The sequence below is a fragment of the Gordonia terrae genome, assembly GCF_051789125.1.
Classification (GTDB): Bacteria; Actinomycetota; Actinomycetes; order Mycobacteriales; family Mycobacteriaceae; genus Gordonia; species Gordonia terrae_A.
This window is the reverse complement of sequence record NZ_CP196526.1, coordinates 1,659,498-1,675,645: the sequence shown is the minus strand read 5'-3', so window position 1 is coordinate 1,675,645 and position 16,148 is coordinate 1,659,498. Positions and strand designations below refer to the sequence as shown.

The 16,148-nt window shown below is 68.3% G+C and carries 11 protein-coding genes; 1 reads left to right on the top strand and 10 read right to left on the bottom strand.

The features are described 5' to 3' along the window. Nucleotides 1-57: 57 nt before the first annotated feature. The 10 genes from ACSUZC_RS07620 to ACSUZC_RS07575 form a co-directional block, all read right to left on the bottom strand. Nucleotides 58-2,211: a molybdopterin-containing oxidoreductase family protein gene (locus ACSUZC_RS07620; protein WP_439032244.1), complete on the bottom strand. Its 2,154-nt coding sequence runs from the start codon at nucleotides 2,209-2,211 to the stop codon at nucleotides 58-60. After that, nucleotides 2,208-3,851, bottom strand: a complete 1,644-nt coding sequence (locus tag ACSUZC_RS07615; RefSeq protein ID WP_439032243.1) for an FAD-dependent oxidoreductase — start codon at nucleotides 3,849-3,851, stop codon at nucleotides 2,208-2,210. Before ACSUZC_RS07615 ends, ACSUZC_RS07620 begins: the two co-directional genes overlap by 4 nt. Beyond that, nucleotides 3,836-6,094, bottom strand: coding sequence for a molybdopterin-dependent oxidoreductase (locus tag ACSUZC_RS07610; RefSeq protein ID WP_439032242.1), 2,259 nt, complete (start codon nucleotides 6,092-6,094; stop codon nucleotides 3,836-3,838). The genes ACSUZC_RS07615 and ACSUZC_RS07610 overlap by 16 nt, the downstream gene beginning before the upstream one ends. After that, nucleotides 6,091-8,283: a molybdopterin-containing oxidoreductase family protein gene (locus ACSUZC_RS07605; RefSeq protein WP_439032241.1), complete on the bottom strand. Its 2,193-nt coding sequence runs from the start codon at nucleotides 8,281-8,283 to the stop codon at nucleotides 6,091-6,093. The genes ACSUZC_RS07610 and ACSUZC_RS07605 overlap by 4 nt, the downstream gene beginning before the upstream one ends. A gap of 2 nt (nucleotides 8,284-8,285) precedes the next feature. Continuing rightward, complete coding sequence (locus tag ACSUZC_RS07600; RefSeq protein WP_439032240.1) at nucleotides 8,286-9,689, bottom strand: MFS transporter; 1,404 nt, start codon at nucleotides 9,687-9,689, stop codon at nucleotides 8,286-8,288. 44 nt (nucleotides 9,690-9,733) lie between these two features. Beyond that, nucleotides 9,734-11,275 (bottom strand): class I adenylate-forming enzyme family protein, encoded by a 1,542-nt coding sequence (locus ACSUZC_RS07595; protein ID WP_439032239.1) that lies wholly within the window; start codon nucleotides 11,273-11,275, stop codon nucleotides 9,734-9,736. Between the two features lie 198 nt (nucleotides 11,276-11,473). Further along, the gene (locus tag ACSUZC_RS07590) at nucleotides 11,474-12,727 is read right to left on the bottom strand and encodes a CaiB/BaiF CoA transferase family protein (protein ID WP_439032238.1); all 1,254 of its coding nucleotides are present in this window, start codon (nucleotides 12,725-12,727) and stop codon (nucleotides 11,474-11,476) included. 13 nt (nucleotides 12,728-12,740) lie between these two features. Further along, nucleotides 12,741-13,400 carry a PaaI family thioesterase gene (locus tag ACSUZC_RS07585; protein WP_439032237.1) on the bottom strand — a complete coding sequence of 220 codons (660 nt, stop codon included), beginning with the start codon at nucleotides 13,398-13,400 and terminating at the stop codon, nucleotides 12,741-12,743. Continuing rightward, nucleotides 13,397-14,206 carry an enoyl-CoA hydratase/isomerase family protein gene (locus ACSUZC_RS07580; protein ID WP_439032236.1) on the bottom strand — a complete coding sequence of 270 codons (810 nt, stop codon included), beginning with the start codon at nucleotides 14,204-14,206 and terminating at the stop codon, nucleotides 13,397-13,399. The genes ACSUZC_RS07585 and ACSUZC_RS07580 overlap by 4 nt, the downstream gene beginning before the upstream one ends. A gap of 6 nt (nucleotides 14,207-14,212) precedes the next feature. Then, nucleotides 14,213-15,403 carry an aromatic ring-hydroxylating oxygenase subunit alpha gene (locus tag ACSUZC_RS07575; protein WP_439032235.1) on the bottom strand — a complete coding sequence of 397 codons (1,191 nt, stop codon included), beginning with the start codon at nucleotides 15,401-15,403 and terminating at the stop codon, nucleotides 14,213-14,215. Nucleotides 15,404-15,489: 86 nt separating this feature from the next. Here ACSUZC_RS07575 and ACSUZC_RS07570 point away from each other — a divergent pair, with 86 nt between their 5' ends. Beyond that, on the top strand, nucleotides 15,490-16,086 hold the full coding sequence (locus ACSUZC_RS07570) for a TetR/AcrR family transcriptional regulator (protein WP_439032234.1): 597 nt from the start codon (nucleotides 15,490-15,492) through the stop codon (nucleotides 16,084-16,086). The last annotated feature ends 62 nt before the right edge of the window (nucleotides 16,087-16,148 follow it).

Genomic DNA, 16,148 nt, shown 5'->3' with positions numbered 1-16,148 from the left:
AACCCCCGCACGGCGAACGTGCGCTGGATCACACACGGCAAATCTAAAGCCATTCGATTACTTTTGGCAAGTGCCCACCGGTCCCCTCCGGGTCACCTCGACGTTGATCCCGGTGAGGTGGGACTGGTTGCTGAGGGGGTCGTAACCGTCGGCTCCGATGGGGGCGAGGCGATTGACGTTCACCCCGGGGTGCCGCCGGGCAACGTCCAGACCGTGGGAGCCACCGTGCCCCCACCCATGAGTCATCGCCACGACGCCCTCGCGGAGGGTGTCGTCGCCGACCACCACCGCCGGCAGCGATCCGCGAGCATTGCCGACCGTGACGTCGTCACCCTCCATCAGACCCCTCCTGCGCATGTCGGCATTGTTCATCCAGAGGGGATTGCTCTGGTGTACACCGTGTTTCAGGACGGAAAGATTGTGCATCCAGCTGTTCACCATGTAATGCGTACGGCGTGTGATCAGCTTGAGCTGATCGTCCGGTTCGGCTGCCAGCTCCCCGAGCACCCGCTCGACCGTGTCGTAGGAACGACGGAAGAGGGCGGGGCAGCAGTCGATCAGTCCGTCGTCGTGCTGGACCGCGATGTCGAAGACATCCGAGGGCACGGCGTCCGGGAGCACCGCGGTCTGGCACGGCATCGCCTTCAGTGCATCGACCGACAGTCCGGAGGACGCCAGGGCGGCGTCGATCGCGGCGAGGGGATCGGCGTCCGCATCGTCGAGCATGCTGGGCGCGCCCATCGCCTGCAGGATTCGCGACAGGATCCACCAGTCGTCGCGGCGCTCACCCGCCGGGGCGACAACCGCCGGCGTGTACTGGACGTAGGGTTCCATCGCGACGCCCATCGTGTTCAGGAAGTTCACGTCTTCGCGTTCGAGCCAATCCGTTGCCGGCAGCACGTAATCGGCGATCTCCCCCGTCGCCGTGCGGTACAGGTCCACGGTCACGATCAGGTCGAGCGATTCGAGGGCACGGCGCAGTCGCGCGTCGCCTCCGACCGACAGCAACGGGTTGCCCGACACCACGATGAGCGCCCTGATCGGATCGTCCGCATTCTCGATGAAATCGGCGAGCATGGCGGCCGGGAGATCGCCGCCCACCGTGCGCATCTCGCCGAACGGGCCGGCGAAGAACGGGTCCTCCCGTTTGCGCCGTGAGTTCTGCACGACATCGGCGACCCCCCGCGAGTAGATGTTCCCACCGTGCCGGCCCAGGTTGCCGGAGAACAGACTCACCATGGTGAGCATCCAGTACGCGAGCGCACCGAGCCGTCCCTGATTCACCCCGGTGGCCATGTAGACACTGGCGCTGCGTGCCCCGCAGAAATCGTCGGCGATCGTGCGGATGACGGCGGCGTCGACCCCGGTCACCCCCGCGACCCGGTCGGGCGGATAGCGCCGGACGAAGTCGAGCAGTCCATCGACCCCGCGCGCGTGCCGCTCGACCTCGCTGCGATCGAATCCGATCCGGAACACGATCTCGTGCAGAAGCCCTGCCAGGAAGTAGAAGTCGGTGTCGGGTCTGGTCAGCAGCACGTCACCGGTCTCCGGGGACGACGACTCGATGCGGCGCGGGTTGACGAACACGACCGTCCCGCCGCGCCTTCTGATGGCCCGCAGCTTCGCCATCGGGTCCGAGATGTGGATCAGGGTCATGTGGGAGACCTGCGGATTGCTGCCGAGACACAGGAAATAGTCCGTGTGGAGCAGATCGGGTATCGGATGCGCCATGGATGCGCCGTAGATCGCCTCGCTCGCAGCGTACTTGGCGGACGTGTCCTGCGTCCCCGCGCTGAATCTCATCCGGGTGTCGAAGCCACGGGCGATCGTTGCGGCATTCGCGTAGTAGACCCCGTTGAACGCCGAGGGGTTTCCCTGATACATGGCAAGGGCGTTGCGGCCGTGGCGCTGTCGGATCTCGCCCAGCCGACGGGCGATGTCGGTCACGGCGTCGTCCCAGGACACCGGTTCGAAGTCACCGCGATCGGCGCCGCGTGGATTCGTCCGCCGCAGCGGATGGTTCACCCGGTCCGGATCGCGGTGCACCTGCAAGTAGTGGGGTCCTTTGTGGCACGAGAACCCGCGATGGACAGGGTGATCCGGATCCGGCTGCAGACCGACGACCTCGCCGGCATCGACCGTGGCGACCAGGCCGCATCCCGGTTCGCAGACGCGGCAGAAGGTGTGGACCTGCGCGGTATCGGTACTCATCCGGCCGTGGTCTCCGCGCGGCCGGTTCTCGCCACCCGGACGGCGAGGTCCACATCGACGATCTTCACCCGCGGGCGGCCGGCGTCACGTCCCTCGCGGCGCTCCCACCGATCGAGTGCACGCCAGTCGAGACCGGTGAGGGCATCCGGCCGCCGCATGCGCACCAGGTCGGTCATGTCCGCCCCGGACCCGCTCGGGGCCGGGAGAAGTCCGCGACGGTGGTCGTCGAGCAGGGCCGCGACCGTCTCCGCCGCACACCACCGGTTGGTGCCGATGACCCCGGTCGCGCCGCGCTTGATCCACCCGGCGACATACTGACCGGCGGCCGGCGAGCCGGTCGCCGGGTCGACGACCCGTCCGGCCTCGTTGACGACGGTGGCCGACACGGGATCGAAGGGCAGGCCGTCGATCGGGAGCCCCCGATATCCGACCGCACGCAGGACGAGCCCGCAGTCGATCTCCTGCGGTTCGCCCGACTCCGTGCCGGTCACGATCAACGACCGGACGCGATCACCACCGGTCATCTCATGGGGGGTGACCCCGAACCGCAGCACGATCCGCCGATGTCCGGGTACCGGCACACGCCGCGAATACTCCTCGAGCAGGCGGAGTTTCGGAGGGGACCCGGCATCCGCCGGGACAGGACCCTCGACGATCACGTCGATCCCGGGCAGCGACCCCAGTGCCAGCAGCTCGGGTGTCGTGCACGCGGCATGCTCGGGTCCGCGCCGGCCCAGCACCACCACTTCGTCGATGTGACTGCCGGCGAGTACGGAGAGGGCGTGATCGGCGATGTCGGTGCGGCGCAGGCTTTCCACATCGGACACGAGGATCCGCGCGACATCCAGCGCGACGTTGCCGTTGCCGATCACCACGGCCCGGTTCGACGACAGATCGAACCGTGCGTCCGCGTGCTCGGGATGCCCGTTGTACCAGGCCACGAACTCGCGTGCCGCGTGGCTGCCGGACAGGTCCTCCCCGCGGATGCCCAACCGGCGGTCCCCGGACGCTCCCGAGGCGTGGATGACCGCATGGTGATGGGCGGCCACCTCGTCGAGGCCGACGTCTCGCCCGACCTCGACCCCGAGATGGAACGTGAAGCCGTCCCGCCTCGCCGTCCGCTCGAACACGCGGTCCACCGACTTGGTATGCCAGTGATCGGGGGCGACCCCGAACCGGACCAGTCCCCCGGCAACGGGCAGTCGCTCGAACATCGTGACCTCGGCGGCGACGTCGCGGCGGGCCAGCAGTTCTTCCGCGGCGTAGAACGCCGACGGGCCCGATCCCACGATCGCCACCCGCAGCGCCGGCGGATTCGCGACACCCGCGGTCGCGATCGACGACGGCAGCGGCTGGACGTGCGCCCCCGGTGCGATCTCCCGCGGATTGCGCCGGAAGTAGTCGGCGTTGATGTCGAGGTAGGTGTCGACGTCGTCCGCGTCCGAGTCGCCCGGGACGATCGCATCCACCGGACACACATCCGCGCAGGCGCCGCAGTCGATGCAGGTGGCCGGATCGATGTAGAGCATCTCGGTCCGCGCGTACTCGCGTTCGGCGGGTGTGGGGTGGATGCAGTCGACCGGGCAGACCGCCACGCAGGTCGCGTCGTTGCAGCAGTTCTGCGTCACCACGTAGGGCATCGGGAGTTCTCCTCGTTCATCAGGGTCACCGACACCGGAACGCCGTTGAAGACCGGCGACGACGTCGGCACGTCGAGGTGGGTGGTGTCGGCGACCAGCGCGTTGTAGTTGGTGCCGGGCATCGCCTCGGCACGCGGTGTTTGCAGGTGCGGCCCGTCATGACCCCAGCCGTGAGGCATGCTCACCACCCCCGGCCGTAGCGCGTCGTCGATCCGCAGCTCGGCCGCCACGGTGGTCGTTGCCGACGTCACCGCCACACGATCACCGTCGACGAGACCGAGTCGGGCGGCGTCTGGCGGGGACATCAGCAGGGCACATTGGCCGGAATCGGGCTGCGGGAGCGCGTTGTGCAGCCAGGAGTTCATCCCGCGGCGCTGCCGCCGGTTGATCAGCAGGAGTCCCCCGTCCGGATCGGGTCGTCGTGCCCGCAGCCGGTCCAGGTCCGAGGTGATGAGTTCCGGGCACAGATCGATTCGGCCGTTCGGGGTACGCAACACCTCCGGGATCCTGGGTCGCAGCGGACCGTGATCGACTCCGTCGGGACGGGATTCCAGGACGGCCAGGGTCAGGCCCTCGCCACCGTCGAAACGATCGCCGTAGGGTCCGCTGCGCAGGCGGAGGTCGAGCAACCGCTGGGGTCCGCTCCGCCCGGCGACCGCTCGTGCGGCCCGGTCGGTATCGCATCCGGCGAGGCGCGCGGCACGCCGGACGGCCACCGCGGCGACCTCGTCGTCGAGCTCCTCGACGCGACGCTCCGGTGTGCCCCGCGCGATCCCCGCGAGGCGGAGCAGGATCTGCCACTCGGCGAGTTCGTCGTCGCCGAGCTCCAGCAGCGGCGGGGTGTACCGGGCGACGTTGCGGATCTGGAAGTGCGACAACGTGACATCGTGATGCCCCCGGGTCAGCAGCGGTGGGGGCGGCAAGATCACGTCGGCGTGACGGGTGGTCTCGTTCAGGTAGCAGTCCACCGAGACCATGAAGTCGAGGGCGTCGAGGGCCTCCTCGATCGCGCCGCTGTTCGGCAGCGAGCGTGCCGGATTGCCGGCGAGGGTGATCAGTGCCCGGGTCCGGCCGGGACCGGGGGTCAGGATCTCCTCGGCGAAACAGACCGCGGGGAGCTCGCCCATCGCCTCGGGCAGCCCGCGCACCCGGGACCGCCAGCGGTCGAACATCAGCGTGGGCGGCCGGGTCACCGGCCAGGTGTTCTGTCCGCCCGCGGCGGGCAGCGAGAACATCGCTCCCCCGGGACGATCCAGGTTACCGGTGACGATCGTGAGCACCTCGACGAGCCAGTTCGCCAGGGTCCCGAACTCCTGCATGCAGGTACCGATCCGCGAGTGGGCCACCGCCGCCGGGGCGCCGGCGAAACCGCGCGCGACCAGACGGATCATCTCGGCATCCACCCCGCAGGCGTCCGCGACGGAGTCCGGGGTGAACTCGCGCGCCAGCTCCAGCGCCTCCTCGACGCCGTCCACCACGTCCGGGATCCGCTCGGGCCTGCTCAGGCCCTCCTCCGCGATGACCGACAGGACGGCCAGCAGGAACAGGGCGTCGGTACCCGGACGGATCGGCACGTGCACGTCGGCGACCTCGGCCGTGCGGGTGCGCACCGGGTCCACGACCACGAGGGTCCCCCCGCGTTCTCGCAGTGCCGCCAGCCTCGCGTGCATCCCGGGAGCGGTGACCGTGCTGCCGTTCGACACCATCGGATTGGAGCCGAGGATCAGCAGATGGTCGGTGCGGTCGATGTCGGGCAGACTCATGCCGAGTCCGGTGCCGTAGAGCGCCATGTGGGCGAGGTTCTTCGGCCAGGTGTCGACACTCGCCGGCGAGTACACGTGCCGGGTGCCCAGGGCAGCGATCAGCTCACCGAGGTAGAAGGTCGCATCGAGGTGGTGTGCCGCCGGATTGCCATGGTAGACAGCACATGTGCCCGGGTCGTCGAGCACGAATTCGGTGAGCCTGCGCTCGATCTCGGCGAACGCCTCCTCCCACCCCACCGCGCGGAAGCCTCCGCCGGGGGTGCGCAACAGGGGTGTCCGGACACGATCCGGGTCGCCCTCGACGCGTCCGAGACCCAGTCCTTTGGCGCAACTGTGACCCGCGCTCAGCACGTCATCCGGATTGGGCGCCACCCTCGTGATCGTCCGGCCGGAGAGTTCGACGAGCAGTCCGCAGGTCGACTCACAGAGCGGGCAGATACGATGCCCGACAGTGGTTCTCGACTCCGTCGAGGCCGTCACGACTCACCCTCCGCTGCTTCGGGACCGACCGCCGTGACCACCACGGGCACCGCGGTGAGCGTCGGCTCGCCCTCCGCGACCTCGGCCGTGACCACCACGGGCACCGCGGTGAGCGTCGGCATGGCATTGATGGCCTGCACGCCGTGGGACGATCCGGTCAGCACGTTCACGTTGACCCCGGCGTCCGGATCGTCGTCGACGCCGCCGAAGCAGTGCGTGATCGAGACCGTGCCCCGGGCGAGGGTGCGGTCGGCCCGCGCGGTGGCGCGCAACCATCCGGACGCCGAACGCACGACGACCCCGCTTCCGTCCTCGACTCCGAGGGCCTCGAGGTCGTCGGGATGCATCCCGGCCGGGTTGCGACCGCCGGGGACGAGTCCGGGCACTCGTGTGCCGGTGGAGTTCACGGCCTCCCGCATGCGACGCACCACCAGCAGGAACGGAAACCGCGCCGACACCGTGGTCTGTGCGACCGCGTCGTCGAGCTCCCGGCGGACGTCGTCGGGCATCAGCTCGAGGCGCCGGCCGTCCTGCCCGTCACCCGGTGGGCCGACCACGGCGCCGCTGTCGCCGACGAGACGGCCGTGCTCGGCGGTGACGAGGTCGTCGAACGACAGACGCCCGCGTTCGGCCATCATGGCCAGCATCTGTTCGGACGTGGGCGGGTCCGCGGGATCGAGTATGCGGCCGGCGAACTTGAAGGGTTGCCCGGAGGCCGCGGCGAGGTCGAAGAAGAACCGCCAGTCGTCGACCACCCCGGGCGGCGGCGTCACCACCGCGGGGGTGAACTGGGCGAATCGGCGCGGGAAGAAGGGCTCCATGATCGCGGTGTGATCGGCCCGCTCGTACATCATGGTCGGCGCGATCACGTAGTCGGCCAGCGACGCCGTGTCGGACATGAGCGGATCGATGCAGACGAGGAGGTCGAGGGAACGCAACGCCCGGAGTGCCTTGGCGCGATCGGGCAGGGCCGATGCCGGATTGCCGCCCGAGACCACCAGCGCCCGAATCCGATCCGGCCCCGGCCGGAGGATCTCGTCGGCGAGAATCCCCGACGGCAGCTCTCCGCGGATCGCCCGTACACCGTCGACGCGGCTGCGGAATCCGTGCTCGTACCCTCGGGCGGGGGCGGCGACCTCCTCGCGGGCGGGCAGGTGGCGCGTGAGGACCGCCCGATCGTCGGCCCGCTCACCCTCGCGGAGAAAGCGACCGCACACCACGTTCAACGCGGCGACGAGGTGTTCCGCGACGTTCGAATGCGGACCCATGCACAGACCCGTGCCGCTGGTGGCCATACCCCGGCGGCCTCGGCCGAAAACCCGTGCCGCATGGCGCACATCGTCGGCCGGGACACCGCAGATCCGCTCCACGGTCTCGGGGGTGAGCCCGGCGACCGCCTGCCGTACTCCGGAGAGACCCGAGGTGTGGCGCCGGGAGAACTCCTCGTCGTGCAGACCCTCGTCGAGAATCACGCGGAGCAGCCCGGCCAGCAGCACCGCATCCGTGCCCGGGCGCGGGGCCAGGTGAACGTCGGCGAGCGCGGCCGTCTCGGTGCGGCGCGGGTCGATGACGATCAGCCTCAGCCCGCGCCGGCGAGCGCGTCGCAGGGTGATCGCGGGGTTCTGTACGACGGCGCCGTCCCCGTCGCCGCCGTTACCGGAGACGACGGGGTTGGTTCCGATCAACAGCCACACATCGGCGTCCCCGAATCGCTGACGACCACCGAGATACGTCCCCATCCGTTCGGCCACAACCCATTTCGCCGATTGGTCGATGGTCATGGTCGAGAACAGCTTGTGCGACCCGGTGCCCCGGAACCACGCGCGCGCGGCGGGTGGGGTCAGCGCGGCGAAGTTCTGCTGGGTTCCGGTGAACAGACCGACTGCGTCCGGGCCGTGCCGGTCGATGATCGTGCGCAATCTCGCTGCGATGTCGTCGACCGCGCGTGACACCGTGACCGGCTCGTGCACACCGTCACGACTGCGTCGCATGGAGGTGGTGAGCCGGTCGTGCCCGCGGGCGAGATCGGCCCCGCGACGCCCCTTGGGGCAGGTGTAACCACCGGAGATCGGATGGTGGTTGTCTCCCAGGATGTTCCGGATTCGTCCGTCCTCGATGTCGAGCAGCACGCCGCACGACGACGCGCACAGCCTGCAGTACGAGGTTCGGCGGACCGTTTCGCTGTGCACGATCAGTGGGTGCCTGCCGTCGTCGGGACGGCCCGGGCCGCGGTTTCCGTCCGCCTCAGGCGCGTACCCTCCCGCCGGTTCAGCAACCCGAGGGTCGCGACGGCGAGCAGCGTCGGCATCACCATCGCCAGGAAGATCGTGCGTGCGTCCAGCCCGGCGGCGATGAGTGCCGCACCGACCGTCGGACCGATGATCGAGCCGATGCGGCCGACCCCCATCGCCCATCCGATCCCGGTGGACCGCGCGGCGACGGGGTAGATCGACGCCGCGATCGCGATGATCCCGGCCGAACTGCCCGAGATCCCGAAACCCACCACGCAGATGGCGATCAGCAACAGGGCCGGGTTCGCGAGAACCATGGCGACGACGCCGATGAACACCGCTCCCAGTGTGTAGCCACCCATCACCACCAGGTAGGCGGCACGCGGTCCCCCGGACCTCCATGCGGTCGCCACCCTGTCGGTGATCCACCCGGCCGACAGCGCGCCCGCCATACCTCCCAGGTTGAACAGCGCCGCGGCCGTGATGGCGGTGGCCGAACTCTGTCCCGCCTCGCTGAACAACGAAGGCATCCAGCCGAACAGGAAGTAGATGACGAGGAAGTTGACGACGAACACGACCCACAGCAGGGCGGTGTCCACGCCCCGTCCTGCGACGAACAGCTCGCGGACCGGCGATGTCGCGACGACCTGGGTGTCCTGGGTGAACCTCACCGAACCCGTCAGATCGATGCGGGGGTCGATCGCGGCCACGATCGCCGCGACGCGGTCGTGATCGCCACGGGCCGCGAGGAACTTGCCCGACTCCGGAAGCCACACCCATGCGCCGAGTACCGCGACCAGCGGCGCGATGCCGCCCGCAACGAAGATCGACTGCCATCCGAACGCCGGGATCAGCTGAGCGGCAACGAGTCCGCCGACGAAGCCGCCCAGTGACATGCCGGCCACGACGATCGTCACCATCGTGGCGCGGACGCGTGCGGGACTGTACTCGCTCGTCAGGGCGATGAGGTTCGGAGTGACGCCGCCGAGACCGATTCCGGCCATGATACGAAGGACGATCAGCGCGGTCATCGACGTGGCGAGCGCCGAGGCCAGGGTGAACACCGCGAAGATCACCGTGCACACGAGAATCACCCGACGACGCCCCCACTTGTCGGCGACTGGCCCGAACACCAGGCTGCCCACGACCATCGCAGCGCTGCTGAGAGCTAGGAGCAGACCGAACGACGCCTTGGACACGTCCCAGTCGTCGGACAGCGCCGGAATCGCGAACCCGATCAGCTGGGCATCCATCCCGTCGAGTACGGCCAGGGCGAGGCAGATGGCGATGGCTCGCTTCTGCAGACCCGTGACGGGCCTGTCGTCGATGAGACGTGAGATGTTGACGTCACGAACAGAACCCATGACGGGCGTCCTCTCGATGGTGGGGAGTGACTTCGACGTTCGGGTCAGGCCGTGGTGGGGGCGCCGCCGACGACGAAGGCGTCGGCGGGAGGCTCCGGAAAGCGCGCTCGCAGAGACGGTTTCGCCAGCTTTCCGGAGAAGGTCCGCGGGAGCGGCTCGTCCAGCGCGACCGCGTGCTTGGGACGCTTGAACTTCGCGAGATGCTCGCCGGCCACCCCGGCGATGTCGGTCACGATCTCGGCGGCCGGGCGCTGGCTGTGGAAGACGACCATCGGCACCTCGCCCCAGCGATCGTCCTTGACCCCGATGACGGCCAGGTCGACCAGACCGTCGATACCGTGGAGGGCCTTCTCGATCTCGGCGGGATACACGTTGAGACCGCCCGAGATCAGCATGTCCTTGCTGCGGTCGACGATCTTGAGGAACCCGCCCTCGTCCTGCATCCCCAGGTCGCCGGTGCGCAACCATCCGTCGGTCAGGGTCGCGGCGGTCGCCTCGGGCTTGTTCCAGTACTCGCGGAGCACGTGATCGCCGCGGACGAGGATCTCCCCGACCTCGCCCGCAGCGGTGTCCGTGTCGGGTTCGCCGATGCGCACCCTGGTCCCGACCAGCGGCAGTCCGGCGAATCCCGGGCGGGTGACGGCATCCCGGTACTCCAGCGTCGACACCATCCCCGAGGCCTCGGTCAGGCCGTAACACTGGGTCAGCGGGATGCCGTGCGAGCGGTAGAACTCGAGCAGGTCGGGACTCACCGGCGCCCCGCCGGTCCCCGCGAAGGTGAGCTCGGCGAAGGTGCGGGACCCGAAGTCCGGCAACGTCGTCATCCGTTCCCAGATCACCGGAACCGTCGTGGTCGCCGTGATCTGTTCGCGCTCGAGAACGTCGAGTGCGATCTCCGGATCGTATTCGCGCAGCAGGACCATCGTGGCGCCGGGCACCACGACCAGCTGCATGAAGATCGACAGCACCGAACCGGTGTAGACGAGCGGCGCGGAACACAGGACCCGGTCCCGGGCGGAGAATCCGAAGGTGATGGTCTGCGAGATGCCCGGGGTCATCGCGTTGCGATGCGTGATGAGTGCACCCTTCTGCACGCCCGTGGTGCCCGAGGTGTAGCAGATGAACGCGGGATCGTCGGGGGCGATGTCCACCAGCGGCGCACGCCCGGGATCGACGAGTGACCCGAAGGCGGGATGCGAGGTGCCCTCGATCGAGAACGTCTCGAACTCGATCTGCTCCCGGGCGACGCCCAGCAACGGGGCGAAGTCCTCTTCGACGATGACCACGCGGGGGCCGGCGTCGACGACCATCGGGGCGAGCTCCGTGGCGGTCAGGCGGAAGTTGAGGGGCACGCTGATCGCGCCGAGCTTGAGGGTCGCGAGGATGATGTGCGCGAGTTCGGGCCGGTTGAGCATCATCACCGACACCCGGTCGCCCTTGCCGACTCCGCGAGCGGCGAGACCCCGGGCGATCGCATCGGTCATCGCGTCCACGTCCGCCCAGGTCTGCCTGGTGTCCCCGAACACGATCGCCTCCTGCCCCGGGCGGGTCTTGCCCCAGAAACGGGTCAGGTCCGAGAGGTTCATCCATACTCCTTCGTCGACGTGGGTCACCCGAGGCCCAGAGGTGTGACCCCCCTCACTCGTGCTGAATTTAAACTAACAGCTTTAGGTGCTCGCCGCAATGTGGATCCGTCATCGGGAACCGACCCGGGTCGTCGCGCTCGGGACATGACAAAGACACTCACACAACGTGTTTCGTGTGAGTGTCTGAATCGTGTCGAGTCAGTCGGAGTGCGACCCCGCGCCTGCCGGGACGCCCCGCGAATCCGTCGTGGCGGTGATCCGGGCGTCGTCGTAGCCGGCGACCGTGCGCAACACCTCGGCGGTGTCGGCGCCGACGTCGGGCGGAAGGTGCGGGGCGAAGTCCTCTCCCGTGACGCGCACGGGACTGGCGACGAATTCCATCTCGCCGACCCCGGCGTACTCCACCCGGTAGGTGTTCGCCCTGGCCCGGAAATGCGGGTCGGTGATCATGTCCTCGACGCTGTTGACCGGGCCGCCCGCGATCTCGTGTTCGAGGAACAACTCGACCCACTCCGCGCGCGTGCGCTGCGCGAAGATCTCGGTGAGCGCACGCCACACCCTGTCGGCGCGTGCGGGCGCTCCGTCGTCGGTCGACGTGAGGTCCACCTCGAGGAGGTCCTCGCGGCCGACCGCCCGTAAGAAGTTGTGCCAGAACTTGTCCACGTGCGAACCGAACAGGATGGCTTCGCCGTCGAGGGTCCGGTAGGCCTCCAGCCGCGGCCAGTCGGGCAGCCGCCCGTCGGGCAGCCAGGTCGGCCGCGGGACCGACCTGGTCTTGTTCAGTTCGGCATCGGTCATATCCGGCATCCACGCGGCTGCCACATCGATGCCGGCCACCTCGACGTGGCAGCCGGTTCCGGTGACGCCCGCCCGGTGGATCGCGGCGAGCACACCCATGGCTCCGTAGGCCCCCAGGGCATACATCGCGATGGGCGGTGTCGTCGATCCGGCGATCCCGGTTCGCGGCGGATCGTCGGGCGTATTGACCTCGCGAAGACCGGCGTAGGCGTCGAAGACGGGCCCGCCGGTACCCAGCGTCCGGTAGGGGCCGTCAGCGCCCATCCCGGACACCGTGCACAGCACGAGGGCCGGATTCACCTCTCGCAGTTGCTCATAGCCGATCCCCAGCCAGTCGAGGTAGCCACCTCGCATGCCCTCGATCACCGCGTCGCACGAGGCGGCGATGTCCAGGAACGCCCGCCGTCCGCCATCGCTGCGGAGGTCGAGGGCGACCGACTTCTTCCCGCGATTCCAGCGCAGGTGCATGAACGCGGGCCCGTCCGGCGACCCGACCGCCCGCGCGCCACCGACACGCACCGGATCGCCCAGCGCGCCGGACTCGACCTTGATCACCTCGGCACCGAGATCGGCGAGATGACCGCCGAGCGACGACGGCGCCAGCTGGGCCACCTCGAGCACCCTGATCCCGTCCAGCAGGGAGTATCCACTCATCATCGACCTTCTCTCACGTCAGCGAAGTGTTGTGTGTCTGTTCGGGTTTGAGCTCCACCCACAGCCCTTCGACGTCGGCCAGCAGCGTCTCGCCCACATAGAGGGCGCCGCGAAGGGTGCGCTTGCGCCCCTGCTGCCCCACGAGTTCGGCGGTGACCCTCAGTTCCCTGTGCAGCGGGGCGGGCGCTCGGTAGTTGACGTTGAGGTAGGCCGTCCGGCCCCACGGACGGCCCGCGCTGTTGGCCAACCGCGCCAGCAGTTCGTCGAAGATCAACGGCGTGACCCCACCGTTGAGCGCATAGCGACCGGAATGGAATCTGCCGATGGTCACCCGCGCGGTCGCGGTGGTGTCGGTCACGTCGACGATGTGCAGGACGGGGGCGAGGGCGTGGCCCTTGCCCGCCGTCAGCCATCGTTTACCGGCGATCTGGCGGTCCTCGTCGACCTCATGGCGATGCATCAGGCGCGCGACCGCCCGGAGCGCCTCGGCGGCCTCGGCCGCTGCACCAGGCGTGGGACGGCTGCGGGTCACCGCCTCCTGGACGTCCCGCAGCGCCTGCACCATGGCCTCGTAGTCGTCCGCAGCGGACACGGTCGGCCCGAACGGGTCCGCCCACTCCGGACGCCACGGGTCCACTGCCGAGAGCACCTCGTCCACACCGCCTCCTGTCATCGGTCGCCGCCTCGGGTGCGATTCGCCAGGCCGGCCACCAGCCCGGCGATCTGGTGGGGCTGCGAATGAGCTCGCGCGCGTTCGATTTCGCGCTCATACCGGGTTCGCAGATCCAGACCGGGCCCGTTCTGCAGAAGTGCTTTGATGTCTCGGACACCCTCGGGCGGCAGCTCGGCGAGTTCGGCGGCCTCGGCCACCGCGGCCGCACCCACGTCCCCGTCGTGCCCGTCGTCCCCGTCGTCCCCGTCGTCCCCGTCGTCCCCGTCGTCGACGAAGCGGCTCAGCAGACCGATCCGGTAGGCCGTGGCGCCGTCGACGGTGCGTGCCGACATCAGCAGATCCCGCGCGCGACCGGCGCCCACGACGGAGTCCAGCAACCAGGTGAGGTTGGCGCCGGAGTATCGCGCCGCGGTCACGGCGAATCGTGTCCGCGGACCACCGACACGGAGATCGGCGCACACCGCGAGTATCGTTCCGGCTCCGTACGCCATTCCGTGCACCGCCGCGACGACGGGCTTGGGGAACGACCAGAACCGCCAGACGAGCTCGTCACGTTCGGCCGCGGCATCGGCCGCCTCCCCTGGAGTCCACTTCGCGAGCTCGCCGATGTCGTATCCCGCGGAGAAGGCGAGCGGACCGGCTCCGGCGAGGACCACCGACCGGATCGAGTCGTCGGTCACGATCGTCGCCAGTGACCGGTCGATGTCCCGCTGGAGCTCCAGGGAGATCGCGTTGCGGACCTCTGGACGATCGATGGTCAGCCGACACACGCCGGGCGCCGGCCGGTCCACCTGTAGGTCGGACACGAGTATCTATCGTGCTTCGGCGGTGGCGGGGAGCTTCCGGCGCTCCTCCTCGAGCGCCTCGACGTCGCCGGCCACCATCTTGTGGAAGAGCTGACCCGGCAACTCATTTCGACCGTAGATCAGTTCGTCGACCTGACCGAAGGCCGCGTTGTCGGTGATCGTCTTGGTGACGAACCAGTCTTCGGCGTGCAGGGTCTCCATCAGCAGCTCCCAGTTCTTGTCCAGGATCCGCTCCTCGCGGGGGGTTTCCGGCTTCTTGGGCGACAGCAGGCGGATCGTGCAGTGGCTGACGTTCGGGTCGTGCGTGTCAGGGACGATCGTCCAGATCTCGAAGTGGTTGGGCTCGGTGACCAGCATCGTGCCCGGGTACACGGTGTAGTTGGCCAGGGAATAGTCGCGGACGTCGAAGCTGTCCGGATCGGCATCCCTGACCTCGGTGATGGCCTTGCGCGCCACGACGAGTCGCCATGAGCGGTCGACCACGTCGAGGGCGGTGATGTTCCCCTCGAGGTAGTTGCACACCGTCTTCGTGTGCAACTGGCACAGGTGATACGAATCCTGGACGCCGTCCACCGCGATCTTCCAGTTCATGTCGAGCCGCCACGTCTCCTTGCGCACCTGGTACGAGTCGGCCAAGCCGGTGTCGGCGACCTCGTCATCGTGCTTGTCTCCGAGGACTGTCCGGATGTCCAGATCGGCACCCACCGTCGGGACGACCCAGACGAGCCCGTGCCGGACCTCGCACGGGAACTCCACGAGCCCGTATTCCGCACGATCCATCCCGTCGAACCCCTCGGCGTGCGGCATGCCCCGCAGCGCACCGTCTTTGCCGTAGGACCAGTTGTGGTAGGGGCAGGCGAAGACACGTTTGCACCCGGATTCGCCGAACTCCACCTTCGAGCCGCGATGACGGCACACGTTGGAGAACGCCTTGACCGAGCCGTCACCCTGCCTGACGACCAGCAACGGCGTGCCGATCAACTCGGTAGTGACGAACGAACCGGTCTTGGGCAGTTCGTCGACATGCGCGACGATGTGCGGGAACCGCCGCACCACATCGCGCTCCTTCGCCGCCAGTTCGGCGTCGTTGAAGACCGAGAAGGGAACTCTCAGCAGATCGTCCGCGTAATCGGTGCTGTCGTTGTCCACGTGGTCGATCAGTCGCCGGGTGAGTCTGATCTTCTCGTCGCGCTGCATGTACCGAGACTGACACACGAGACATTCACTGTCTAGTGTCTTATCTATCTTCTTTCGATTAGTACACCCTTGCTACCGTCATGTTCGTGGCCACAAGCACCGACTCCGACAAGCGCACCGACGTCTCGGAAGCCATCCTCCGGGCAGCAGAGGAGTGTTTCGCGCGTTTCGGCCTGTCCAAGACCACGATGGAGGACGTCGCACGGACGGCATCGCTGTCACGCGCGACCGTGTACCGCTACTTCCGCGATCGCGAGGCACTCATCACCGAACTGGTGGTTCGCCGTGCCCACGCCAACATGGACACCGCGCGTGCACACATCAACCAGTGGCCGACCGTCTCCGAACGCATCGTCGAGGGAATCTGCCGGGACATCCGCAAGGGTCATTCGGATCCGATGGTCAACCGGTTGGTCGCCCCCGAATCCATGGCGCTGTCAATGCAATTGCTCAGCGCCTCAGGGCGCGCGATCGAACTGACCCGGGAGTTGTGGGAGCCGATCCTGCTCGCCGAGCAGGCCGCGGGGAACCTCCGCCCGGATGTCGACATCGCGCTTCTGTGCGAGTGGATCTCCGAACTCGAGATCATGTACATCAGCCAGTTCGATTCGGCCGATCACCACCTGGACCGGGTACGGACGAAGTTGCGCGCGTTCCTGATTCCTGCGATCGTCGCCACCTGAGCCATGGGCTGAGGACTCTTCATCGCTGAACCCATTTCACATTCAACCTAATTGTGTTAGTT

Bases quoted from the DNA above. Each gene is read 5' to 3' on its own strand.
- ACSUZC_RS07620 (WP_439032244.1), bottom strand. From the start codon at position 2,211: ATGAGTACCGATACCGCGCAGGTCCACACCTTCTGCCGCGTCTGCGAA.
- ACSUZC_RS07615 (WP_439032243.1), bottom strand. From the start codon at position 3,851: ATGCCCTACGTGGTGACGCAGAACTGCTGCAACGACGCGACCTGCGTG.
- ACSUZC_RS07600 (WP_439032240.1), bottom strand. From the start codon at position 9,689: ATGGGTTCTGTTCGTGACGTCAACATCTCACGTCTCATCGACGACAGG.
- ACSUZC_RS07595 (WP_439032239.1), bottom strand. From the start codon at position 11,275: ATGAACCTCTCGGACCTGACCCGTTTCTGGGGCAAGACCCGCCCGGGG.
- ACSUZC_RS07590 (WP_439032238.1), bottom strand. From the start codon at position 12,727: ATGAGTGGATACTCCCTGCTGGACGGGATCAGGGTGCTCGAGGTGGCC.
- ACSUZC_RS07585 (WP_439032237.1), bottom strand. From the start codon at position 13,400: ATGACAGGAGGCGGTGTGGACGAGGTGCTCTCGGCAGTGGACCCGTGG.
- ACSUZC_RS07575 (WP_439032235.1), bottom strand. From the start codon at position 15,403: ATGCAGCGCGACGAGAAGATCAGACTCACCCGGCGACTGATCGACCAC.